Here is a 22,741-nt window from a genome sequence, read left to right as displayed (position 1 = left end):
GATCATCGAACAAAAAAAATGACCCGCAAGGGATCACTTTTTCCAAAGTGCCTCTTGCGGGTCATCTACTCATACATATGGACTGACTTAATCGATTAGATTGGTAACTTGCAGCAGACGCTGCATCAGGGCTACCGTTTCAGCCCGCGTCATCGTGGATTTCGGAGTCAATCCCTTATCTCCGCTTCCTTGGGCAATATCTGCTGACAGCAAGGTTGCTACGGATGGTCGGGCCCATCTTGCTACTTGGGATGCATCTTCATAGCCTGCGAGCAGTCTGCTAATTTCTGTTTCGCTAATTGCATGTCCTGGCTTGATCAATTGATAACCACGGGCGATCATCGCCATTCCTTCTTCTCTTGTAATCGTCTGGTTACCACGGAACGCGCCGTCGTTATAACCGAGTACGATGCCGAATTCACTGGCAATCGAGATCGCATTGCGGTACCAGGCGGTTGCCGTAACGTCGTCAAATGTTGTTTTTGGCTCTTCCTGACGCATCAGTCCAAGACCCAATACCACAATCTCCGCAAATTCAGCCCGGGTCACATTTCGATTTGGAGCGAACGTATTGCCACCGTTACCTTTCAAGTCAAGGCGAGCAGAGATGTTGTTCACTTCCGTTTGAGCCCAGTGCGTTCTCACATCATCGAAATCCTGCGGATTCCAGATAACCGAGTACGAACCACTGCTGCGCAAATCATGAATCTGCGCGTAGTAACGATTCCCGATCTTAGTAACTACAGTTGGCAGATGATATACCGAGCCATCCGGATTGACCACAACGCCTGTCGTAATTCGATTCGGGTCGATGCCTTCCGGCAGAGCGATATATTTAGGAGCGTATCCGTTCAATTGCCCGGATTTTACGGTTTTACCATTTCGGCTAAACGTCATTTCCAGGTCGACCGGATCAACCAGCAGCTGGTAGCCTGCCGATGTTGCTTTGTTCTTGGCATTGTTTTTCAAAGTCTCGGAGGACCGTTTAATGTCGATATGAACGGCGATATCGTTCAGTGCCGCATTGCCCAGCTGCCCGGACACTGCATTCAAGTCCAATTGCTTACTAGGGACCGGATAGATAGCTAACGGATTCCCGATGTCAAGGCTTGCTCCCTTATCAGCTAACAAACGAATGTCCGCAGCCGTTAAACCATCAACCTGCATATCTCCATCATTCGGAGATTGAATGGACAGCTTCTGACCTGTTCCATTCGATAATATGTCTCCGAGCTTATCTCTGTTTACCTGTACAGAAGTTTGCTTGTTACCTTCAGATGTGGTTGTCTTCCCTGTGGCAAACCCACCGTCGTTACCGTTCACGGACGTATTCACACCAGGGTCCGCTGGGGGTGGAGTAATCGCAGGCGGCGTAGAAGGCGATGTGCTGCCTCCGCTGTTGCCTCCATTATTACCCCCACTGTTTCCTCCGTTATTGCCTCCGTTATTATTATCATTGGACCCTCTGGTGATGGTCAGCGTATATTCCGTCACATTTCCCTGGGAATCCGTTACCTTCACAACAATCGTATTGGTGCCAAATGCTAACGGCAATTCATCACTTGCAGAGCCGTTAGGAATTCCTTGCCATGCTCCGCCATTAAGCGAGATTTCGATTGTGGCGTTCGGATCATAAGTCGCCAGCGTTACGGTTGTATTGTATACATCATGGGTCACGGAAGCCTGATAATTGGTTACTCCCCCGTTAAAAGCCGGAGAGATCGCAATCGGTGTTCCATCCCCACGCTTTAGCTCAAGACCCGATAGCTGTGATTCGTCTGTTGCGTCTACCGTAACCTTCTTGGTGTCCGTGGACACTTTGCCGTTTTTCTCTGCCGTTACATTGACTGTGTATTTACCGTCCGTTAAATCAGCGGACGGAGTGAAGCTCCAATTTCCATTGCTGTCTACTTCCACTTCGCGGCTCTCAACTACATTGCCGCTCTCATCTGTCAATTCAACGATGACCTTTGCATCCTTGTCAGCTACACCTTTAAATTCCGGTTTGGCCACGTTGACTTTTTCACCGCTTGGCTCAGTGATTTGTACATTCGGTTTTGTGGTATCTACTGTCACATGTTTCTTTTCCGTGCTTGTCTTGCCGTCCTTTTCAGCAGTCACTTCAACCACATAGTCGCCATCAGGCAGCTCTTGATCAGGTGCAAAACTCCATGTACCATCCGGATTCACTTTTACCTGAGGAGTACCGATAAGGTTGCCGGCTTTATCATAAATAGCTGCGGTGACGGTTGCACCTATGGCAGCTTTGCCCTCAAACTCAGGCTTGGCTACATATACCGTATCGCCGCTCGGTTCCGTGATTGTAACCCGGGGCTTCAGCTGCTCTTGCGCATCTTTCAGCGCTTCCAGGGCTGCGTCTACCTCGCCTTGGGTTTTACTGCGATTTTCAAGCACCGTATTGGCAGCTTCCAAAGCCTTTTTAAATTCAAGCCATTCGGCCTCAGCATAGTCCTCTTCTTTTAATTGATCGGCTACCGCTTTTGCTTTTGTAAGCTCGGTAACATTCACAAAAGAGAGGGTCTTCTCGGCACTGATAACAACATTGTTGTCGTCTGGCATGCCGCCGTACTCTACAATGTATCCAGTTACTGAAGGATTGATTGGAGAGTAATCGTTCCATTTACCAGCTTTATTTCCGGGTCCAAAAATATGGGCGACGAATTCTGTTCCACTATGGTCATTTGGCTCGCCAGCATCCCAGTTGGTATACAAAAGGTCTTTTCCGCTGCCTGTATAACCTTGATAGAATTTCGTGCCTTGTCCGCCATCCTCCAAGCCTTCCGGCCCCGTTACCCAGCGCCAGTCACCATTTTTTTTAGGTGTGCTAGCATCCCGCTCAATATCTTTTGCACCAAGCCAACCGATACCTAATGTTTTTTCCTTTACAAAGGTATTTTCTTGATCATTGGTTATAGTAACCAAATACCCTTTCCGTCCAAAATATTCACTGCCCTCGGCTTCGGCCTTTGCAGCATCCCAAGTAATTGGGTTGCCTATGCCTTTATCAACATATTTATAAAAATGTCCGTTAGCTTCATAAGGAAGAGCATCACCGAGCGTAAACTGAATCGTTCTTGCTGTTGTCACGCTGGAGGTTGTCGAAAAGGTAACGCTAGACAATACCTTTTTATAGTCTTCAACTGAAGCTGCACCCTTTAATGTCAGGATACCATTAGCAGGATTATAAGTTCCTGTGATTCCGCTTGCTAAAGTAACCTTCAATGTATCCCCAGCTACGAAATTTTCAATAACCACCGTAGCAGCATTCAAGTTTTCCGTGTAGACGGACTCTTGAACGGTAACTCCTGAGTCTACAATAACCGGGGGAGTGGTTGTCCCGTCAATCAGATCATAACTGGTGTTACCGTTAGATGTGGTGATTAAAGCCTCCTGTGGTTCAGCAGCACTCACTACATTTGGAGCTAATCCTGCTGGTAAACCACCAATGACCAGGATACTGCTCAGGAATAACGCTGCCTGTTTTTTCTTGAAAAGCTTGATCAAATTTCCCATCCTCTCTGTTCTGATCTCTAACCTATTAAAGGAATTAATAGTCTTTACTCGGTTGTTATTTCTCCTCAATATGGTAGGGTTCAATTTGATGGAATTGTATCACGCAAATCTCTACAAGAACTCTACATTGGCTGTTGTATTTTGCATGAATTGCTCACATAAATGGAGATTCGGACGAATGATGGGAGGGGAAGGCGGCTGTTAAAAGCTAAACCCATAAAGAAACGCCCTCCGTTATTCGAAGGACGTTTCTCTTTCCATTTATTCTCCTTGATAAACCAAGTTCGGATATTTCACTTCCGGATAGTCCTTAGTGGGACCGGCCAGAAGCTTACTCTCGGTTCCGCGTAAATGCTGGTTAAAAAACTCCAAAAGATAGCGATTGACGATTTCTGCACCCCTTGTTCCATTAATGCTTCTTGTCATGCCGGTTAGTCCGATGAGCGGAGAGTACAACTGAAGATCAGTGAAGTTATAATGTCCCGTTCCTTCGATATAAATGGTCCGTCCTTGTCCTTGTTGCGATAGGCGGTCCATCAGTTTCAGCTCCAATTCCCGATTCGCCAGAATGTTGTCGAATTGTTCACGTGTTAACCGGAGCTCCTTGAGCTCGGCATCCGTGGCTGGGGTTTTGCGGTTCTTCGCCTGCTTCTCGTTTATATTCGTAAACTCATCCGATTTCATGAACATAAACGGTTTTTTCATGGCATCCCGGTTCTCCGTTATGAACAATGTACCGTCCATATTCACGCCGGCTTTGATTCGCGGGTTGGAATAAACGGCTTCAAAAGCTGCTGCCCCACCGAAGGAATGACCCATCATGCCGATGTTGTCCATATCCAGCATTCCCTTGAATTTGCTGGCGACGGCACCGGAATGCAGCTTCTCCAACTGATTCACGACGAAGGTGATATCCTCGTTCCATACATGTAAAATGGCCCGGCTGTCCTCAAATAACCGATCCTGAGACTGTTCCGTAAGGAAACCGGTCACACGTTTATCTGGAAAAGCGGTCACAACGGTACTATAAGTGTGATCGATGGCGAATACGATATAACCGTGGCTGGCAAGATGTTCAGCCTGCGACGTATGCAAAATTCTGCCGACCCCCATGCCGTGTGACAGCAGTACCACTGGATACGGATTAATCGCCGGATGTAAATCGGTATGGATAGATGAATTGGCCCGGCTGTATTTCCAGTAGTCGAGGGCGGGAGCGGGAAGGCCCAGATATCCGGAATAAGCTTGCATATAGGTATGGAACAGCCCTCTATCTTTAGGGAACACCGTATTCTTCTCTCCGCTTCGACCAGACGCCGCGGCAGGGTACCATACCTGAACGATAAGTTCCCGTTTGTCGCCCTTCTGCTCGGTAAACGTTTCTTCCCGGTCGGTATCGATAAAATGGAACGTTTCCGTTCCCACACTGAACTCGCCTGAAGGCTTCGGTAAATGAAAGACCGGCAGCAATACCGATAAGGCAACCGATCCACCCAGCAAAACAATAGATAGGGCTAATATCATGAAACGCAGCGGTTTCGTGATCTTACTGCGCCTAAATAAGAGGAGGGCGACAAGCAATGCGGCGACGATATAGACTGGGATCATCTGCCACCTATAGCCTTCAAACAGCAGTTGAGCGGCCAACAGTGAACCGCAAGCGATGCCGGCTATAGTCCCTATCTTCCGGTTGATTGTGTTACGGAACAGTGAGACCATCAGCACCAAAACGCAAGATGTGACCAACAACATTTCCAATACTCGCATACGTTCTCTCCCTTGTTGCTCCATTTTCTTTTATCGTAACGGATCAAGGTTAAAACGAACGGCCAGATCTGTTTAAAAATGGTTTAAATATGGGGTGCGTGAACTAAAAATAACCTTTGCTGACATAGAAGTTAGCAAAGGTTATTTTTATGCTTTCATTATTTTTCAAAAAGCTCTTCGGCTTCAAGCAGAAGCAGTAGCTCCGCAATCGCAGGAGCTAGCTTATCGTTATCATTCATCACCGCGGTGAAAAGAGGGATCGCCTCCCTTAACAGCGCATAACTGAAGTAATAATAGCTGATAAAGGCCTCTGACTCATAGCCAGGCGGCGTCTCCTCCTCCCATCGCGATTCATCTTCTTCCTCGTTCTTCGGCCATAAGTACTTTTCATCCAGCAGTTTGTCCATCGTCTCCAGCGTATGCTGCGAATCCATATACTCCACGGTTATGGCAGAGGCTACGGCCATGTACAGCTCAACTTCCTCCGAGGTGACCTGCTCTGGTGTCCGCTTGGCAAGCTCGCGCAGGAGTATAAGCAGGGCCCACGGCGTTGTCTGCCACAGGGTCCCTTGATGCTCGATCAGGTTGGCCAATTCCTCAAACTGCCCGGTTTCCATGAGCCGCGGAATGTCCGTTCCTCTTCCATAGGCGGTCGTCAACCGCTGCCATGGAATGCTGGTTGTCGTTTGGGCCAAAGCTTTCATTTCGATCTCCTCCTTAAAGTCATAAACAAGGTGCGCTGTGTCCGAGGATGTTTACAGCCACCCTTTATCCTCGGCGATTGCCACGGCCTGCTGCCGGGATTCGGCCGCAAGCTTCTGTATGGCTGAGGAGAGGTAGTTGCGAACAGTTCCTCTCGTCAGGAACAGGGCTTTGCTGATCTCGCCGGTGGTCATGCCTTCCTTGGTTAAGCGAAGCATTTCGATTTCCCGTTCGCTGAGCGGGTTCTCTTCCTTCATGAATAGTGCGGCCGCCAGATCAGTGCTCACAACCCGCTCGCCCTTCATGACCCGCCGGATGGCTGCGACCAAGAAATCGATCGGCTCGTCCTTTAACAGATAGCCCTCCACCTGCGAATCCATCGCTTTTTGCAAATAACCCGGGCGCGCGAAGGTCGTAACGATCATGATTTTGCAGGGCAGACCTGCTTGACGTATGGACTCGGCCAATTCCAGGCCGCTGATATGAGGCATCTCGATATCGAGCAGGCACACGTCCGGCTGATGCTGCTGGATCGCGTCCCAGGCTTGCTGCCCGTCAGGCACCTCGGCCACCACCTCGATGTCATCTTCGAAATTAAGCAGTGAGGCGAATGCACCGCGAAGCATTTTCTGATCTTCCGCAATAACGATTCGAATCATGAAGCGTCCTCCTTTTCATGCCGGCGAAGCGGGAGATTCAAGGATACCCTGGTGCCTCCCTCAGGCGACGGGGCGATGGCGAAAGAGCCGCCTAGCGTCTTCATCCGCTCCATGATCGACGGGATGCCGTTTCCGTCGCCGTTCCCCGTCAGCCCCACGCCATCATCCGCAATATGGATGCCGAAGGCATGGTCCTTCGTTTCCAGCATGATCGTGCACCGCTTGGCGCGACTATGCTTGATAATATTGGTCATGGCTTCTCGGACGCAGAGCGCAAGCATCGTTTCCTCCACGCTGGATAACAGCGGGGGCTTCTCCGGATTCTCGATACTCAGCGAAATTCCCGCCGTATGCAGCAGCTTGGCCGCATGCTCCAGCTCGCTTGCCAGAGAGATGAACTTCATATCGGATACCAGCTCCCTCACTTGCTTCAGGGCCGTTCGGGTGGTATCCAGAATCTCGCTTAGCTCTCGCTTGGCTTGGGCAGCATCCTTATCCACCCATTTCTTCGCCAGCTCGCTCTTCATTTTGATCATCATGAGGGTCTGTCCCAAGGTATCGTGGAGATCCCTAGCGATTCGCTGTCGCTCCTCCTGCTGGATATACTTTGCGATCTGCTCGTTGGCTTCATCCAGCTCCCCCTGCAGGCTTTTCGCTTTCTCCTTAATGTAGATGACGATCGGATATACCGACTGAATGATCATGACCGGAAGGTAAATGGCATTGGACGTTTCGAGCAGCGGTTCCTTTCGGAAAACGAACACGAGCAGGAATGATAGGGCAATGGCTGCACAGCCGATGGCGATATGCACCTTGGACTTGGACCGGCCCAGCAAGTCGGCAAAAATGATCCCGAACAGCATGGTGCTCGGCCCCGTGTACACCCCGAGTACGCCTACCGCGAACAGGCCCGTCAGCACGGCAGCCAGTAGCCAGCCGCCCCGGCGCCACAGCGCGACATAGAACGCAACAAGGAACAGCAGGAGCAGCAAAAGGCTGCCCCACAGTCCCAGCGCCGTATCCGAACGAAACACCCGGTAGCATAAGAATACGGTCAGTACGATATCGATGAGCAAATAACTTTTGATCTGATCCCTCGGGTACAACTTATAGAACATATCAAGCCCCCAACTTTGGCTATCTTGATTCGAAGAAACCTACCGCCTGTTTGCGGATGGTCTCCATGGGTCCCAGCTTGAAGCCGCGGAGCCATAGGGACGACATGCCCAACAGAAACGCGGAGATTACCAGCCAGATGGCGATAATGGCCGCTGAATTCAGCTTGCCGGCAAGCCCCAACCCCCAGCCGTAAAAAACAGCGGATGCGAGGATGTTCTGGAGCACATAGCAGCTTAGCGACATTTTTCCGACGTTCTCCAGACGGCGCCATAGCCATTCCCATTTCGTATATTGTATCATTCTCGCCATGATTGCTATATACCCCATGGACATCAGCGGGGCGAATAAATAGCGCACCGGTAGATCGAAAGCGCCGCCGGGGATAAAAATGAGCAAGTTGAGCGGCACACCGACATATATCCCAAGCTTAAATAGTGTACTCCGCAGCTTTTTGCCGTTCTCATCCGGGGAGAATACCCCTGCCCGCATGAAGCGAACCCCCAGCAGGAACAGAAACACATTGGTCGGAATCACGAGGATGGCCTCCATTCGCAGCGGAATGAAGTTCGCCAGCCGATATTGAACTTGCTCCACCCAAGTGCCTTCTTGATAAAGAGCAACGACATCGCCAAAACTGCCCAGCGATACGCTTGCGCCGCTTGCCAGCATCAGTCCCGCGAGGGCCAGAATTGCAATGGCGAAGACGCTGCCGATCACGTTCATCGTGCGGGCGATGAGCCGGTCGCCACCCTTTACGATGAAGGCTGCAATGATTGCGGTAACTCCATAGCTCATTAAGATGTCATACTCCATGACCAATATAAAATGCAGCAGGCCTTCGAGGACCAAAAACAGGACGGCCCATAAATAAACACCCGGCCACGGCTTTCCCTTGCGCTTAGCCTGCCGATACTTCATTTCCAAGCCGACACCAAACATGATTGTCAGCAGTCCGAGCAGCTTTCCATTCACCAGGAATAAGACGATCATTCGAAGTAAGTCATTCATTCCCCACCAACCGGAATGATCAAATGTTGTAATGTAGTTGAGGTCCCCCGCATGTGCGAAGATCCAAATATTCGTCCCAAGCGTTCCCAGAATCGCAAAGCCCCGCAAAATGTCCAGCAGGCGGATTCTGTCTTTTCGTTGTTCCATCTCCGATTCCCTCTCTCCTTGTTGATTCTCTCGTGTTTTTATTGTAGATGCGATCCGTTTGATGCAACATTCACACCTGTAAAGAGATCCGTATGACACGTGTCATAACATTTGGAAGAAGGGAATTGGGCAAGCGACGATGGGGCTATCGTCACCACTTGAAAATTGTGGAATAATGGTTAAGAGTATTGCCAATTGAGGTTCGTAGACGGAAGTGAATCTACTCAAAAATAGGAGGAGTGATCATGTACATCGTATCTGAGCCCAAGCTTTTATCGGATGGCCAAAATCAGGAGCTTGCCAGGCAGGAGGCCGCTGTTTATCCGCCGGGCTACCTGCGGTTTTTACAGCGATTCGGCGAAGGGACTTACCGAGGGTGGATGAATGTCCAGTTACCGGATACGGAGGTACTTCAGCCTTTTGCCGAGTACGGGTTATGGGAGCACGATGAAGACAGCCCGATTACCGAGCAGCAGATTGCAGAGTGTATCGCAATAGGCACAACGGTGGACGGTGATTTTTTGGCCGTGCATCCCCAGGCGGGCGATCTGCTGTGGTTGCCCCGGCATGAGGAGCGTATAAAGGCGATTTCGCTGCAGGCACGGGAACAGGACGATGAAGGCCTATACGCGGAAGTGCTGGACGAAATATATCGTCAGGTGTATGGGAGTAGCCAAGAGGAAGCCGTTTATTATGATCCGTGGACAGGTACGCGGAGCCATCTCTTCTTACGTTTGCCTCCAGGGCAGGATGGGCTGTCATTGCCTGAGCTGGCGGGAATGTGTCAAGCGGCCTTTCCTTCCGATCTGTCTATTGAAACGCCCTATGTTGGCCTTTTGTTCTACCGAGAACTGGGCGGATATGTACGATTCAATTATGCTTATCAGCAAGAGGTAGCCGTCTTCTATGAACAGGATGCAGGGCAGGCATTTGACGTTATGGAGGCATGGCTCTTGTCGAAAGGGTGCGAAAGGATTTCATAACACATAGATTATTATCGGTGCTCATCAAGAGGGAAACTGCATTCTAGTACAAGATAAATTTAAGCAGGGCTATGTTTTATAAGATCTTCTAGAGGGGGACGTTGGATGAAGCTAGCTTTTACGCTGGATACACACGGAACGTGCGTAGGTCAATTGAGGGACGAGCTGCTGCCGTTAGAGGAAATAGCTGCCGCCTGGAAGTTTCCATTCGATATCTTTGTTGTATTTCGCGTTTTACCGGAAAGTTATGGCCGGAAAACATCCAGTCGTTTTGATAGTAGGGATAATACGCTTGATTTGGATATCAGCCTAAGCTTTGAGCAGTATCAACGAATGTCCAAACACGAGCAGCGCGAGGCACTGGGTATTTATCTCTACGACTATCTGTCAGAATCCGTTGCTAAATATAAAAAGCATGCAGATGCGGCAAACCAGAATCTGCTGCTGGACCGGATGAAGGTATGGATGCTCGAAAACGGTTGGCTAAATGGAAAAATCCATCAGGCACGGGAGCTTCTATCGCAAGACATCGACCTCTATGATATCAGCCGAACGCTGCAAATATCGCTAGAAGAAGTGGAATATATGTATCTCCGCATGAATGGCCATGAACCTACAGACGTGCATCCCGATAACATCGCAGCAGGAAAAGCCCCGCCATATCCTTTGTAAGCGCCTAAGGAGCTGTTCATGCGGTAGGAACTGATCAAGCGGCAAGCTAGAGCTGTCCCAAATCTCGAAGTACCGTCTCCAGGATCAGCCACGTATCCTCTTTGAGCTTGTCATTCAAATGCTGCCGGATATAAGGGACAGCCGTTTCGCCGAGTTCGCTGACACATCGTCGAAGCAGCTGACTGGTCGTCAGGGAATCTCCCCCGACGCTGTCCGCCGCTGAGACATAGGCGATGAAATCATCGGTTCGACGGAGCGGCTCAAAGTCGTGCCGCAGGCGATGGATCACATCGAATTCATTCCAATTTATTGAATTAAGGAAGGAACATACGTACACAGGATTTTCGCAGGGAGGAAAATAGATGATCGTTCTGAAAGATATCGGTAAATTCGAAGAGCTGCCGGAAATAGCCATGCACATCTACAAAGGAAACATTCCGGCTTTGCAGGAAGCAATCGCCGCTGGTTGGAATATAGAGGAAGGTATCGTACTGAGCAGATATACGACGTTAAGTCCGCTTGATCTGGCGCTGATATCTCAGCGAATGGATGTTGTGGAGCTGCTGGTCGAGCAGGGCGTTAACCTGAATGTCCATCATAATCCAGCTTTTTTAAAGGCTGTTCGCTATGGTAAGGAAGATATCGTTCGGTATATCGCTGCGCAAGGCGCCGAGCTGGATAAACTCAATCAAACCGGGTCAGGTGCATATGCACAGGCCTATTACGGCAACAAAAAAAACATCCCGCTCATTCATGAGCTGGGGTTGGATATCAAGCTGCATGGCAGCCCTGTACTGCGCCAAGCCGTGTCGGACCATGACTATAAGACCCTCGATTATCTACTCGATCATGGGGCGGACATCAATTATAATCAGCCCGATATGGTCTATCCTTATCGAGCGACCCCGCTAACCGTCGCCGCTCGGATGGGGAATCAAGGCATGGTCAAATATTTGATTGAGCGAGACGCGGACGTGACGATAGCGGAAAAGGATGGTGAACGACCATATACGATTGCTGTGAGCAATAAGGATACCGCCCTGGCGGACTACTTAAAATCGCTGGAGCCAGCTGAGTTTCATAGTTTAGAGAACAAGAAGTATGCGCTGAAAAAATATAAATTGACCGATGAACTCGTCAGCTTTCTGACAGGAGACCAGCTGCGGCTTAAGCTGTCGCAGAATGAATATGAAATCGGGTATATCGATTTCTTCACCCTGACCGATACGATCGAGATGAAAGTCGGTCGGCAAAAGCTGCTGCGTCTGTCAGCCAATATCGATAATTACTCCGATCTGCTGCTTTTGTGGAATCCGAAGAAAAAAGGCCAGATCGGTTGCTACGATGTCGAGCATCAGACGTACGCCGATTTATGCAGCTTTACTGAGTTCTTCGCGCAGCCTGAAACGTACCTCATCCGTTTTCTTGAGGGAGAGTTGTAATCTCAATCTCAAGGAACATAGGCACCTACAACCTCAAATTTTAACTCGTTGTCTATCGTCATATGCTTTACTTCGATGATGTTGCCTTTTTGAAAGGCAGGTATATTCACGATCGGGATGACGGTTCTTACTACCGTATGAATGGTCTCGCCATTCGGTTTCGTGACGCTTAGATCCAGCAACACTTCTGGTTGATTATCGACCTGCACATTCGTTTGCTGGATCGAGTTGATCTTCGCTTGAGCGGACATACCACCTGTGAGAATCGCCACCAAAATGACAGTAATAACGGGCAATAGCCTACACCTCGCTTTCAAACCTCAATCGTGGAAAGTTTGATTTCTTCAATACAGAAGGGTGACCTCAGCACATTGCGAAGATCACCCTTGTTTTGTCAAATTCAAATTTTATTTATTCCCTTGGCGCACCTTTAACAGTTTGCCTTTGACCGTCGTGTTTTGCATCATTTCAAGAACAAGCGGTCCTTTGCCGTTCAGAATCTCAACATCGGTCACAAAATCGAGGATCGTAATAATCCCTATATCGTCTGCAGTTACCCCGTCAAGCTTAGCAATCGTTCCAACAAAGTCTACGGCTCTTAGCTTTTTCTTCTTGCCGCCATTGAAGTTAAGCTTCATAATTTGCTTGTTTAATTGCTCACGCTTATCTTTTGTCGGTTCAGGTTTAAACTTTAGTTTCTGTTCAAAATCTTCTCTATGGCGATCCACTTCCTGTTCGGAGGGAGCTTTCACTACTGGTATAGGAAACCCAATATACGTTTCAATGTCGGCTAATCTCCTGTCGTCCCTCGGTGTAACGAAGGTAATCGCTTTTCCCGTCTTGCCTGCGCGTCCTGTACGCCCCGTACGGTGAACATAACTTTCCTTCTCAAGCGGGATATCGTAATTAATAACATGGGTGATATTCGTGATGTCGATACCTCTGGCGGCTACATCCGTCGCTATCAAGTAACGGAATTGTCCTCTTCTGAATGCATGCATGACCTCGAAACGCTCTTCCTGTTCCATTCCACCGTGAATACGATCACATGGATAACCGAGTTCAGCCAATGATCTGAATAGTTTATCTACATGCTCCTGCGTACGGCAGAACACTATACAGCTATCCGGACTCTCAACAATGAGCAGATCTTGAAGAAGGGCGAGCTTGTTCGTCTCCATCACCTGAATGAGCGCGTGTTCTATCGTGGCAGTTGTTATACCACTGGCTTGAATCTCAATGTGGGCAGGCTGGTTCATATATTTGTGGGCCAAATTGGCCACATCCTCAGGAAACGTAGCGGAGAATAACAGGGTAACCCTGTCACGAGGCAGGGCTTGAATGATCGACTGAACTTGCTCAATAAAGCCCATATTCAGCATCTCATCGGCTTCATCAATAACGAGATAGGCCATCCGCTCTAGCGATAGCGTGCCGCGTTCAATATGGTCCAGTACACGCCCAGGTGTACCAACAACGATATGCGTTCTTTGTTTTAACTCGGCTTTTTGTATATGGAAAGGATGTTTCCCAAAAAGAGGGGTCGCCTTGATCCGCTTAAAGCGCCCAATATTCGTAATGTCTTCGTTGACTTGTAACGCAAGTTCGCGGGTTGGCGCTAAGATTAATGCCTGCGGCTTATTCTCGTTCCAATCCACTAGCTCGCAGAGCGGAATTCCATAGGCAGCTGTTTTGCCGCTGCCGGTTTGCGATTTAACAACAAGATCTTTCTTCTTAAGCACAACAGGAATGACTTTTGTCTGAACCTCTGTTGGTGTCTCATAGCCCAAACTATGGAGTGCTCTCACAATCTCTTCACTTAAAGGATAATCTGTAAAATGCTTCTCACTCATCTTTAACCTCTTCTACGTTATATTCGAATATCTATATATACAGACTTCCACCGTACATCTATCATATACTCATCCATTATAATCTGAATCCAATGATATGGATCGGTACATTCATGAACGAAAAAGCCCTTAGATAACTATAACCGTAAATCGGTTGATGAATACACAACGTATAAAAGATTCGGTCTTCATATCGGGTGATCGCTTAACCACTTCCGCCAATCTTGCCAAGTTTGCACGTATAACATTTTATCGATTGCCATGTTTTTGGGTCACCCCCGGCTTCTTGAATTCACTATCTCTAAATAATGAGCATTGTACATAATTCCCAGCACGTTGCCGAATGGATCCGTGACGGATGCCGTGATGAATCCTTCTCCCCGGTGTACGAGAGGTTCGTACTCTACAGCACCCATGGATTTTAATTGGCTGAGGGTGGCTTCTATATCATCGACATGCCAATACATGATCGCTCCGCCGGGGCCGGACGTTGGTTGCGCAGGGGCAAAACGGCGATCGATGAGACCCAACTCGTGCTGGTAGTCTCCAATCCGAAATTCAGCATAGGCCAGTTGACCATCGGGCCCCGAACGTTCGAAATAAGGTGTTATACCCAGCAGATCCGAATACCAACCCTTTGCCGCGTCCATATCATCCGCCCAGTAACTAATGGTCGCAAATCCTCGCAATGTTGGGTGTGTGCTCATCATTTATTTTCCTCCTATAACCCGTTATGGTTGGTTTTATAGCTATTATGAGCTGCGATGACTGACGGCTTTATGTCAGTGTTTTGGTTTTTTCTGGGCAGAAGGATTATTCGGGATGCAGATAAGGAACCGTATCACATTCTCCTACATAATTCCCTTAAAACCTCTTCTGTTCTTTTTATCAGCCGATCCATATCTTCTTCCTTCACGACCTCTAAACTGGGGAGTGTTATATACATTTTAATATCTATGGATATCAATTTAAACAATAATATTTATTGTTTGGTGTTTGCCTCGATGAAACTTGTCTACACTTTTGACATGAAGAGGTGAATGCCGTGATAGATAAGGAAATATTAAAGCTTGTAGGAACCCGGATACGTGCTCTACGCAAGGAGAAGGGCTTGTCGCAAGAAGCACTTGGTGAGAAGGGTGGATTTCATTTTTCATATATAGGACAGATTGAACGTGGTGAAAAGAATGTATCGTTATTAAATTTGTATAAGATTGCTGGGGCTCTTGATGTCAGTTTGATTCAGCTATTTGCATATGTGGATGAAGAGTTTTTGGTTACCTCTACGGAGAGCGATATTCAAGATATTGTTGGATTACTTCATGAAGCCAATGATGAGAAGCTGCGTTTGGCTAAAAATGTGCTGAGGGAAATTTTAAGAGGTAACGCATCTACATAGATTATTTGTCGACTCCATGCTGGCGGTTAATGTGGGCTGAACTATTATAATGCGTACTCTTCCCGTAACACTGCCTTTGAACAAATTCGTAAACATCATTAAGTTTATCTGTATTGCAAGTGCTCCAGTCTTCCATGCTGGAGAGGGCCAAGCTGGAATGGTATAATTTCAGAAAGGATGATTAGAGTGGGAGGCATGAACGATGAGTGAGGAGCTTTTGGAGCAGCTGGAAGAGTGGCACGAAGAGGATGAGTTCGAAGAAATCGTAGATGCGATTATGGAGATCCCTGAGGATGAGCGGGATTATGAGCTGATCAGCCATTTGGGCAGAGCGTTGAATAATCTTGAACGTTATGAAGAGGCGGTTGAGCAATTCCTATCTATTCAAGAAGAGGGTAAGGATGATCCTTTGTGGCATTACCGCATAGGGCTCGCTTATTATTACTTGGATCGGTATGAAGATGCCCGGAAAGCATTTGAAGTGGCCGATCATCTGGATCCCGGCGATGAGGATACGTTAGAGTTTCTGGAGTGGATTCGGAACAAGACCGCTCCGAAACCTGTTAAGGAGTCCACTGCGGTGTCTTATACGGACCCTGATGTGCTGAATTTCTGGGATGATAGTGCCCTTGAGGCAGACCAATACGTATCGGCTCCGCCTACGGATGAATTGATTGAATCCGTGGAGGAAGCGCTGGTCTTCAAGCTTCCCGCATCTTATATTCAAGCAATGAAATTACATAATGGCGGGATTCCCCGGAACCGAAAGTTCCCTATCGGGGATGGAGCGCAGGATTATATTGAAATCACAGGTGTTTTGGGCATTGGACGAGAGAAGAAAAAATCATTGTGCGGAAGCTTGGGCAGCCGTTTTATGATCGAGAATGGCGGATACCCTGAGATTGGCGTGGTCATTTGCGATTGTCCTTCCCAGTCCGAGGTTGTAATGCTGGATTACCGTTCATCCGGTAATGACGGGGAGCCCGAGGTTATCCATGTGGACAAGGCCAATGATTACAAAATAACCCGACTTGCTTCGAACTTTGAGGCTTTCATTGGCGGCTTGGAAAAATAACATTAAGTATAAAATGAATAAAGCATCTCCTGAGTGGGGGATGCTTTTTCTTTGTATATGTAAGATGGGGGTAATATTAGTTCTCCCGATGATCCATAGTATCTACGATGTCTTTAAGTACACGAAAGAGCAGCTTACTTTCAGCCAATGTACGAGAATAAATCAGCGAGCTGATGGATTCTAGGACCTCTGCCTTCTCACTTGCGGTATCCAGACTCTCTGTCTCGTGGAACTGGAACATAGCTGCTGACGATACTCCCAGTCCCTCGATGATCTTTTCCAGTGTTTCAATGGATATATTTCGTTCCCCGCGTTCTACCGTTCCTATGTAAGAGGCGTTAATCCCAGCCTTCTCTGCTAATTCCTCCTGTGTCATTCCCTGTTTTTTTCTAAGCAGCTTGATTCGTTCACCTATCATTTTCAGGAGCATCTTTAACCACCTCTATTCCAGATTAAAGAAGTAGTATGGGAACAAACAGAATATAATATTCGATATTTAATTGTAAATAGTGCTTATATACACTAAAATGAAGTTATACATCCAAGTGTCTCCAACTTTAACTTTAGCTAAAGGATAAGGTGCACAAAGAATGCAATATCTGAATGTTTTATTAGAATCTTTGGATGATGAGAATCAGGCATACTTCTACGGGGAGCGCTTAGTAATCGATTATGTATTGCTTACAGCTATTCAGCGTGAAGCTGAGGAGGTCAATAAAAGGCTTCGTGAGGAGATTTATCGTCTGATGAATAACATCGTTGGGAGCCTTCACGTCAATTTGTTTATTGTTAAAGTAAATTATCTGGTGGACGAAGCCATCTTTGCATTCATGGATGTTTGCGGGAACAAAAAGGAAGTTCGATGTGCAGCACAAAAAAGACTTATGGTCTGGATTGCAGAAGAAGATCTTCATGATTTTCAGATCTATGGATTTTATCGGTTTCATCAATAGAGTTCCCCAATGAGTTGGACCCAATTCCAAATCATCCGTGATGCAATATTTTTTGCATCCCAAAATATTCCAACCTGTGCTAAAATGGATACAAAAAAGAAAGTTAGGGAGGCATTTAATTGATAGGGCGCAGTGGGAATCCGACACTAAACGAAGAAACATTTGAGAGAAGTGGGTATTATAACGGCCAGGAAACGATGACGATTGGCGGAACGGTGAACAAATCGTTCATGCTGCTCGCGCTGCTGATCGGGGCGGCGGTCATTTCATGGGTTATGTATTTTAATGGGTATGATGTATTCCCGTTCATGATCGGGGGAGCCATAGGCGGCTTTGTTCTGGCGCTGATCATCAGCTTTGTGCCAAAGGCAGCACCTTACTTGGCACCTATCTATGCGATTGTGGAAGGATTCTTCCTCGGTGCATTATCCGCGTATTACGAAAATCTGTACTATGGAATCACTTTGCAAGCGGCTTTACTGACGATGTGCATATTCCTCGGTATGCTGCTCGCTTATAAAACAGGTCTGATCCGGGCAACCGCAGGCTTCAAAAAGGGGATCATTGCAGCAACCATCGGCGTTGCGCTTGTATACCTGTTTAGCTTCGTTCTGGGCATGTTCGGTGTGGCGGTGCCTTACCTGCATGACAGCACTCCGATCGGCATCGGAATTTCGGTTGTCATCATCATCATTGCTGCTCTGAATTTCATACTCGATTTTAACTTTATCGAAGAGGGAGCACAGCAAGGTGCGCCCAAATATATGGAATGGTACGGCTCTTTCGGTTTGTTGGTTACGCTCGTATGGTTGTATATCGAAATAATCCGGTTGCTGGCGAAGCTGGCGAATCGGGATTAATATCTGGATTGGTCAACATCGCTGTCGAGGCATTCTCGACAGCGATTTTTTTAAGATATCAGAAGTTTAAACTTCGGAGGAGCTGCTGCCTGATATCGCAAGAAAAACTACCGCTAAACGCGGTCTTTCTTCTTTGAGAGTACGTCGATAGACGTTTTTCTTAAGAGATAAGAAAGTATAAACATCCGAGGCTTAGCATCCTTATCTCGCAAGAAAAACCTCTGCTAAACGCGGTCTGTCTACTGAGAGAGTACGTCGATAGACGTTTTTCTTATGGAATGGATATGGCCTTGAACCAGCAGAATAATAAATTTCCTTCAGTAAACCCTACAAAGAGCGACTTGTGTTTAAATAATAAGTAGATACTGTCATCATCATACTGCTTGAAGAAGGAGATCCCATGACCCATAAGAAAGCCATGATTGATATAGGATGGAATTTTGACAATAGTTATGCCAAGCTGCCGGAGTCCTTTTTTACCAAACAAGATCCCACCCCTGTGCGCTCACCGGAGTTGGTAATCCTTAATGAGCCGTTGGCGGCATCCTTGGGTTTAAACGCCGGGGGACTGAAGAGCCCGGAGGGTACAGCGATGCTCGCGGGCAACGAGATACCTGAGGGGGCATCACCACTCGCACAGGCTTATGCCGGGCACCAATTCGGGTATTTTACGATGCTGGGCGACGGCCGTGCGATCCTGTTGGGTGAACAAATCACGCCGCAAGGTGAGCGTATGGATATTCAACTTAAGGGCTCGGGCCGGACGCCGTACTCCCGTGGAGGCGATGGTCGGGCGGCTCTGGGTCCGATGCTGCGCGAATATATCATCAGCGAGGCCATGCATGCGTTGGGGATTCCGACCACCCGCAGCCTGGCGGTGATATCCACCGGTCAGCCGGTCACTCGGGAGAGGGAGCTGCCAGGTGCGATTCTGACCCGCGTGGCCGCGAGTCATGTGAGAGTGGGGACGTTTCAATATGTAAGGGGAGCGGGCACAACCGAGGATTTGCGGATTCTGGCGGACTATACTCTGCAGCGGCATTACCCGGAGGCTGACTTTAGTGACGGCGCCAACCGTTATCTGGTCTTGCTTCAGGAGGTCATCAAGCGTCAGGCCGCTCTAATCGCCAAGTGGCAGCTCGTTGGTTTTATCCATGGTGTGATGAATACCGATAATATGACCCTCAGCGGCGAAACGATTGATTATGGCCCTTGTGCCTTCATGGATACCTTTGACCCGAATACGGTATTCAGCTCCATCGATTCTCAAGGCCGCTATGCTTATGGCAACCAGCCGTATATTGCGGCTTGGAATCTCGCAAGATTGGCCGAATCCCTGCTGCCTCTGCTGCATGAAGAAGAGGAGCAGGCCGTCAAGCTGGCCGAGGGTGCGATCGGAACCTTTACCGATCTGTATCACGAGCAGTGGCTTGCAGGCATGAGAGCCAAGCTAGGGATCTTCCACGAAGAGGAGGAAGACGAGTCTCTGATCGAAGACCTGCTCAAGATGATGAAAAATCACCAGGCGGATTATACCAATACCTTCCGTGCGTTAACGTTTGACAAGCTGGAGGATACACCTCTAAACGGCACGCCGGAATTGGCTTCCTGGTATGAGCGCTGGCAGGCGAGACTTGGCAGCCAGCAGGAATCGAAGGAACAATCCCATCACTTAATGCGCAGCAGCAATCCGGCGGTCATTCCCCGGAACCATCGGGTGGAGGAAGCGCTGGAAGCAGCGGAGCTGGAAGGGGACTATAGTGTGATGGAGCAGCTGCTCCATGCGCTGTCCAATCCATACGCACATTCCCCGGAACAGACGGAATATGCTATCGTTCCCGAGCTGTCCCGTCCATACCGAACCTTTTGCGGGACGTAAGGGTACGGGAATGCTCCGAGAACCTCAATGAGGCCAAGCAAGAATTACCTTGCTTGGCCTTTCATCATTCATGAGTCGAGATGCATCAAAAAAGCCCCTGGACCGGTATCCAAGGGCTATAAATCGTATGGCTATTTTTTTCGAGACCTTATTCAACATCATAGCAGAACCGAAAGAAACAGTCTATATTTTTGCCCGGAAATGCCATAGAGTGGGGGAGCCGGCAAAAACAAATGAAATGGAGCGTGGTTTCATGACTTGGACTTGTCACCTCGATGAAACAGATGTACAGGAGTATGTCGGGAAGGTTTTGGGTACCGGTTATGTGGTGGCGGATGTAACGAAGATGCATGGCGGGGCGCAAAAGGTTGTCTATAAGATCCAATGTCAAAATGGATTCCCATGCGTGCTGTATGTGTGGGATTTGACGAAGAATTATTTTCAGGAAGAAATAGCAAACGAGAGTGTGCAGGAACGGTCCTTTGGGGGCCATTCGTTCGAAAGCAATAACCGATGGTTAAGGGATCATGGTATTTCTACGCCTGCTCTATATGATCTTCACACGGAACAGGACAGTTACCCGTTTGACTATGCTCTTGTTGAATATATAGAAGGGCAGAAGGCGGAAGCTTACTTTCAGCACCCGGATCAACGGGTTCAGGATGAGGTCTTCGAACGGTTGGGTCACATGATCGAACGCATGCATGCAAACCACAGACAGCACTATGGAAAACCCGATCAAAGCGGGAATCAACGGGAACGATGCCATCATGTGCAGTTGAAAAATGCGAAGGAACAGCTTTCCCACATCGTCCTGCATAACGAGAGTATCCGGAAGAATCACGACAGGCTGCTCGCTGTATTGCATGAGCTGGAATCCAGGATAGATTCCCGCAAGCGATATGGCTTTATCCACGGTGAGCTGGGACCTGATCATGTCCTGGTTACAGACCGTTTAGAGCCCTATCTGATTGATATTGAAGGTGCGCAATTCTTCGACATCGAGCATGAGCATACATTTCTTGAGCTTCGATTCGGGGAGCATTACCGGTATTTGCGACATGATGGGCTTGATCCGAATCGGATGTTATTTTACCGTCTGCATCACTATATCTCATTAACCTCGGGCGGCCTGAAGCTGCTTCACCGTGGATTCCCGGATCAGGCGTTTGCTCGAAATTTAGCCGATTATCACGCACGCAACACCCTGCGATTCATGGAGGAATGGCAGCAAACCCGATAACAGGCCTTCATGAGATGGGCTGAAAACATTATTAACTCTGCTGCATGGGTTTAAGATATGGCTGCAAACTCCTGCTTATAGATTAGGTCTATCGTGCTAAGCAGCTCTGAACCTTGGCTCGAGAATTTCAAAGGCGTTGCTTTACCCTTGTTGAGAAAGACCCCCGTCGATTGTCGGGATTGACCTAGCGCTGCTTCATACAGACGTGAAGCTCCTTCACTGGGAGGGGAGAAGAACAGGTTACGGATCGGGATCATATATTTTGGCATCCCGGCGTTTTTGGTCATGGTTGTTTTATTCCCTCCCGGACAGACGCTTCGGATCGTAATGCCATCTGCCTGCATGGAAGGGGCGATCTCCTGAGTCCACAACGATAGGGCTAATTTACTCGCGGCATAAGGCCCAACCAGCTTCTTGAACACGGTAGGGGCAGCCAATGTACGGTAATCGAACTGTTTGAGATACAACAAAGCATTGGAGGATGTATTGATTACCGTCTTGAGGCTGCCCTTCTCTAGAAGCTCTTTCATTTCCATCAAGATGACATATGGCACCACAGAGTTTACTTCAAAATGCATCTCGCGCCCTTGTTTGGAATAGGATAGTTCGCCGAAGGAGACACCTGCGTTATTAAACAGCAGGTCGATATGATCCTCGTGTTTCTTGATCTGATCCAGCGAGGCTTGGAGATCCGTGAAATCCGATAAATCGGCCGTGTATACTCTCAGCTGCTGTGATCTAAGGCCCTCTTGTACAAGGGAATCGTCGGATGGAAAAGCAGAACGGATCAAAGCGAGGACCCGCCAGCCTTCGGATAACAATCGCTTGGTTAGCTCCAAGCCAATGCCGGAGCTTGCGCCCGTGATCAAGGCGACACTATTATTTCTTTTAGGTGTCATGTGTATATCTCCTATACTTAAGATTCTTCGCTGGTTGCCCTATCGGGATTAAGCAGGGACTGATTATAGTTCAACTTGTCGTCGATGAACTGCAGAATGCGCTGCAGGTCCGAAATCTGATCGGTAATTTTCAGACGGTAACTCTGGAGCATGGCGTTAAGTTCCGGAACGGATTGAATATTTTCCTTAAAGGGAAGATGCACATAGGCTTTCATATCCACTAGCGACATGCCGGTCTTCTTCAGGCACGTGATCAACTCCATAATTTCGGCATCCTCTATGTGATAGACACGATGGCCGTTATCTTTCCTTTTGGGAGAGGGGAGGAGCCCGATTTTCTCGTAATAGCGAATGGCATCCTCGGTCAATCCGGTTCGTTCAGACACTTGTTTGATGGAGAATGTGTCTCCCATAAGTTCACCTCTTTTCTGCAACAGGGAATCCGTTGCCATAATATCGTACAACTTGGTGTTAACACCAAGTCAATATCGATTTTTTGAGTGGCAATCAATTACCGGAATGCTTTATCACTTCGGAAGGGAGACTC

22 protein-coding genes are annotated in these 22,741 nt (G+C 48.1%); 9 read left to right on the top strand and 13 right to left on the bottom strand.

The window, feature by feature from the left end; all coding sequences use genetic code 11:
- Nucleotides 1–87: 87 nt before the first annotated feature.
- The 6 genes from ACOZB4_RS17235 to ACOZB4_RS17210 form a co-directional block, all read right to left on the bottom strand.
- Nucleotides 88–3,525 (bottom strand): S-layer homology domain-containing protein, encoded by a 3,438-nt coding sequence (locus ACOZB4_RS17235; protein WP_379413040.1) that lies wholly within the window; start codon nucleotides 3,523–3,525, stop codon nucleotides 88–90.
- Between the two features lie 270 nt (nucleotides 3,526–3,795).
- On the bottom strand, nucleotides 3,796–5,301 hold the full coding sequence (locus ACOZB4_RS17230) for an alpha/beta hydrolase family protein (RefSeq protein WP_379413043.1): 1,506 nt from the start codon (nucleotides 5,299–5,301) through the stop codon (nucleotides 3,796–3,798).
- A gap of 158 nt (nucleotides 5,302–5,459) precedes the next feature.
- Complete coding sequence (locus ACOZB4_RS17225) at nucleotides 5,460–6,005, bottom strand: hypothetical protein (RefSeq protein ID WP_379413045.1); 546 nt, start codon at nucleotides 6,003–6,005, stop codon at nucleotides 5,460–5,462.
- 51 nt (nucleotides 6,006–6,056) lie between these two features.
- Nucleotides 6,057–6,662, bottom strand: coding sequence for a response regulator transcription factor (locus ACOZB4_RS17220; RefSeq protein WP_379413047.1), 606 nt, complete (start codon nucleotides 6,660–6,662; stop codon nucleotides 6,057–6,059).
- Nucleotides 6,659–7,780, bottom strand: a complete 1,122-nt coding sequence (locus ACOZB4_RS17215) for a sensor histidine kinase (RefSeq protein WP_379413052.1) — start codon at nucleotides 7,778–7,780, stop codon at nucleotides 6,659–6,661. The genes ACOZB4_RS17220 and ACOZB4_RS17215 overlap by 4 nt, the downstream gene beginning before the upstream one ends.
- Before the next feature lie 19 nt (nucleotides 7,781–7,799).
- Nucleotides 7,800–8,936, bottom strand: coding sequence for a DUF418 domain-containing protein (locus ACOZB4_RS17210; RefSeq protein WP_379413055.1), 1,137 nt, complete (start codon nucleotides 8,934–8,936; stop codon nucleotides 7,800–7,802).
- Between the two features lie 245 nt (nucleotides 8,937–9,181).
- Between ACOZB4_RS17210 and ACOZB4_RS17205 the strand changes: the two genes are divergently transcribed.
- Together ACOZB4_RS17205 and ACOZB4_RS17200 are read left to right on the top strand one after the other, a co-directional pair.
- Nucleotides 9,182–9,919, top strand: coding sequence for a hypothetical protein (locus tag ACOZB4_RS17205; RefSeq protein ID WP_379413058.1), 738 nt, complete (start codon nucleotides 9,182–9,184; stop codon nucleotides 9,917–9,919).
- A gap of 105 nt (nucleotides 9,920–10,024) precedes the next feature.
- Complete coding sequence (locus tag ACOZB4_RS17200) at nucleotides 10,025–10,591, top strand: hypothetical protein (RefSeq protein ID WP_379413060.1); 567 nt, start codon at nucleotides 10,025–10,027, stop codon at nucleotides 10,589–10,591.
- A gap of 46 nt (nucleotides 10,592–10,637) precedes the next feature.
- Here the strand turns inward: ACOZB4_RS17200 and ACOZB4_RS17195 are convergent, their stop codons facing one another.
- Nucleotides 10,638–10,880, bottom strand: a complete 243-nt coding sequence (locus ACOZB4_RS17195) for a hypothetical protein (RefSeq protein WP_379413063.1) — start codon at nucleotides 10,878–10,880, stop codon at nucleotides 10,638–10,640.
- Between the two features lie 73 nt (nucleotides 10,881–10,953).
- Between ACOZB4_RS17195 and ACOZB4_RS17190 the strand changes: the two genes are divergently transcribed.
- Nucleotides 10,954–12,033, top strand: a complete 1,080-nt coding sequence (locus ACOZB4_RS17190; protein ID WP_379413066.1) for an ankyrin repeat domain-containing protein — start codon at nucleotides 10,954–10,956, stop codon at nucleotides 12,031–12,033.
- An 8-nt stretch (nucleotides 12,034–12,041) separates the two neighbouring features.
- Here ACOZB4_RS17190 and ACOZB4_RS17185 read toward each other — a convergent pair whose 3' ends face one another.
- From ACOZB4_RS17185 to ACOZB4_RS17175, 3 genes are all read right to left on the bottom strand, one after another.
- Nucleotides 12,042–12,329 carry a hypothetical protein gene (locus ACOZB4_RS17185; protein WP_379413068.1) on the bottom strand — a complete coding sequence of 96 codons (288 nt, stop codon included), beginning with the start codon at nucleotides 12,327–12,329 and terminating at the stop codon, nucleotides 12,042–12,044.
- A gap of 111 nt (nucleotides 12,330–12,440) precedes the next feature.
- Nucleotides 12,441–13,886 carry a DEAD/DEAH box helicase gene (locus tag ACOZB4_RS17180; protein ID WP_379413072.1) on the bottom strand — a complete coding sequence of 482 codons (1,446 nt, stop codon included), beginning with the start codon at nucleotides 13,884–13,886 and terminating at the stop codon, nucleotides 12,441–12,443.
- A gap of 272 nt (nucleotides 13,887–14,158) precedes the next feature.
- Nucleotides 14,159–14,593, bottom strand: coding sequence for a VOC family protein (locus ACOZB4_RS17175; protein ID WP_379413322.1), 435 nt, complete (start codon nucleotides 14,591–14,593; stop codon nucleotides 14,159–14,161).
- A gap of 338 nt (nucleotides 14,594–14,931) precedes the next feature.
- On the opposite strand from ACOZB4_RS17175, the gene ACOZB4_RS17170 reads away from it, so the two are divergent.
- Together ACOZB4_RS17170 and ACOZB4_RS17165 are read left to right on the top strand one after the other, a co-directional pair.
- Nucleotides 14,932–15,285 (top strand): helix-turn-helix domain-containing protein, encoded by a 354-nt coding sequence (locus tag ACOZB4_RS17170; protein WP_127592702.1) that lies wholly within the window; start codon nucleotides 14,932–14,934, stop codon nucleotides 15,283–15,285.
- Between the two features lie 202 nt (nucleotides 15,286–15,487).
- Complete coding sequence (locus ACOZB4_RS17165; RefSeq protein WP_379413076.1) at nucleotides 15,488–16,360, top strand: SMI1/KNR4 family protein; 873 nt, start codon at nucleotides 15,488–15,490, stop codon at nucleotides 16,358–16,360.
- A gap of 76 nt (nucleotides 16,361–16,436) precedes the next feature.
- Here ACOZB4_RS17165 and ACOZB4_RS17160 read toward each other — a convergent pair whose 3' ends face one another.
- On the bottom strand, nucleotides 16,437–16,790 hold the full coding sequence (locus tag ACOZB4_RS17160; RefSeq protein ID WP_379413079.1) for a helix-turn-helix domain-containing protein: 354 nt from the start codon (nucleotides 16,788–16,790) through the stop codon (nucleotides 16,437–16,439).
- 160 nt (nucleotides 16,791–16,950) lie between these two features.
- Between ACOZB4_RS17160 and ACOZB4_RS17155 the strand changes: the two genes are divergently transcribed.
- The 4 genes from ACOZB4_RS17155 to ACOZB4_RS17140 all read left to right on the top strand — a co-directional run bounded on the left by ACOZB4_RS17155 (nucleotide 16,951) and on the right by ACOZB4_RS17140 (nucleotide 21,295).
- The gene (locus ACOZB4_RS17155) at nucleotides 16,951–17,313 is read left to right on the top strand and encodes a hypothetical protein (RefSeq protein WP_379413081.1); all 363 of its coding nucleotides are present in this window, start codon (nucleotides 16,951–16,953) and stop codon (nucleotides 17,311–17,313) included.
- A 119-nt stretch (nucleotides 17,314–17,432) separates the two neighbouring features.
- Nucleotides 17,433–18,173: a Bax inhibitor-1/YccA family protein gene (locus ACOZB4_RS17150; RefSeq protein WP_379413084.1), complete on the top strand. Its 741-nt coding sequence runs from the start codon at nucleotides 17,433–17,435 to the stop codon at nucleotides 18,171–18,173.
- Between the two features lie 400 nt (nucleotides 18,174–18,573).
- Nucleotides 18,574–20,052 carry a protein adenylyltransferase SelO gene (locus ACOZB4_RS17145; RefSeq protein ID WP_379413087.1) on the top strand — a complete coding sequence of 493 codons (1,479 nt, stop codon included), beginning with the start codon at nucleotides 18,574–18,576 and terminating at the stop codon, nucleotides 20,050–20,052.
- A gap of 253 nt (nucleotides 20,053–20,305) precedes the next feature.
- Nucleotides 20,306–21,295 (top strand): phosphotransferase family protein, encoded by a 990-nt coding sequence (locus ACOZB4_RS17140; protein WP_422759579.1) that lies wholly within the window; start codon nucleotides 20,306–20,308, stop codon nucleotides 21,293–21,295.
- A gap of 50 nt (nucleotides 21,296–21,345) precedes the next feature.
- On the opposite strand, the gene ACOZB4_RS17135 is transcribed toward ACOZB4_RS17140, so the two are convergent.
- Nucleotides 21,346–22,194 carry an SDR family NAD(P)-dependent oxidoreductase gene (locus tag ACOZB4_RS17135; protein WP_379413093.1) on the bottom strand — a complete coding sequence of 283 codons (849 nt, stop codon included), beginning with the start codon at nucleotides 22,192–22,194 and terminating at the stop codon, nucleotides 21,346–21,348.
- Between the two features lie 17 nt (nucleotides 22,195–22,211).
- Nucleotides 22,212–22,607: a MerR family transcriptional regulator gene (locus ACOZB4_RS17130; protein ID WP_379413096.1), complete on the bottom strand. Its 396-nt coding sequence runs from the start codon at nucleotides 22,605–22,607 to the stop codon at nucleotides 22,212–22,214.
- Between the last annotated feature and the right edge of the window lie 134 nt (nucleotides 22,608–22,741).

The sequence above is a fragment of the Paenibacillus sp. NPDC058898 genome (assembly GCF_049316025.1).
Classification (GTDB): domain Bacteria; phylum Bacillota; class Bacilli; order Paenibacillales; family Paenibacillaceae; genus Paenibacillus_AQ.
The sequence above is the reverse complement of the archived record's forward strand: the minus strand, read 5'-3'. Positions and strand labels throughout refer to the sequence as shown.

Excerpts from the sequence above, each read along its gene's own strand:
- ACOZB4_RS17230 (WP_379413043.1), bottom strand. The coding sequence starts at position 5,301 with ATGCGAGTATTGGAAATGTTGTTGGTCACATCTTGCGTTTTGGTGCTG.
- ACOZB4_RS17225 (WP_379413045.1), bottom strand. The coding sequence starts at position 6,005 with ATGAAAGCTTTGGCCCAAACGACAACCAGCATTCCATGGCAGCGGTTG.
- ACOZB4_RS17220 (WP_379413047.1), bottom strand. The coding sequence starts at position 6,662 with ATGATTCGAATCGTTATTGCGGAAGATCAGAAAATGCTTCGCGGTGCA.
- ACOZB4_RS17215 (WP_379413052.1), bottom strand. The coding sequence starts at position 7,780 with ATGTTCTATAAGTTGTACCCGAGGGATCAGATCAAAAGTTATTTGCTC.
- ACOZB4_RS17210 (WP_379413055.1), bottom strand. The coding sequence starts at position 8,936 with ATGGAACAACGAAAAGACAGAATCCGCCTGCTGGACATTTTGCGGGGC.
- ACOZB4_RS17205 (WP_379413058.1), top strand. The coding sequence starts at position 9,182 with ATGTACATCGTATCTGAGCCCAAGCTTTTATCGGATGGCCAAAATCAG.
- ACOZB4_RS17200 (WP_379413060.1), top strand. The coding sequence starts at position 10,025 with ATGAAGCTAGCTTTTACGCTGGATACACACGGAACGTGCGTAGGTCAA.
- ACOZB4_RS17190 (WP_379413066.1), top strand. The coding sequence starts at position 10,954 with ATGATCGTTCTGAAAGATATCGGTAAATTCGAAGAGCTGCCGGAAATA.
- ACOZB4_RS17180 (WP_379413072.1), bottom strand. The coding sequence starts at position 13,886 with ATGAGTGAGAAGCATTTTACAGATTATCCTTTAAGTGAAGAGATTGTG.
- ACOZB4_RS17175 (WP_379413322.1), bottom strand. The coding sequence starts at position 14,593 with ATGAGCACACACCCAACATTGCGAGGATTTGCGACCATTAGTTACTGG.
- ACOZB4_RS17165 (WP_379413076.1), top strand. The coding sequence starts at position 15,488 with ATGAGTGAGGAGCTTTTGGAGCAGCTGGAAGAGTGGCACGAAGAGGAT.
- ACOZB4_RS17160 (WP_379413079.1), bottom strand. The coding sequence starts at position 16,790 with ATGCTCCTGAAAATGATAGGTGAACGAATCAAGCTGCTTAGAAAAAAA.
- ACOZB4_RS17155 (WP_379413081.1), top strand. The coding sequence starts at position 16,951 with ATGCAATATCTGAATGTTTTATTAGAATCTTTGGATGATGAGAATCAG.
- ACOZB4_RS17145 (WP_379413087.1), top strand. The coding sequence starts at position 18,574 with ATGACCCATAAGAAAGCCATGATTGATATAGGATGGAATTTTGACAAT.
- ACOZB4_RS17140 (WP_422759579.1), top strand. The coding sequence starts at position 20,306 with ATGACTTGGACTTGTCACCTCGATGAAACAGATGTACAGGAGTATGTC.
- ACOZB4_RS17135 (WP_379413093.1), bottom strand. The coding sequence starts at position 22,194 with ATGACACCTAAAAGAAATAATAGTGTCGCCTTGATCACGGGCGCAAGC.
- ACOZB4_RS17130 (WP_379413096.1), bottom strand. The coding sequence starts at position 22,607 with ATGGGAGACACATTCTCCATCAAACAAGTGTCTGAACGAACCGGATTG.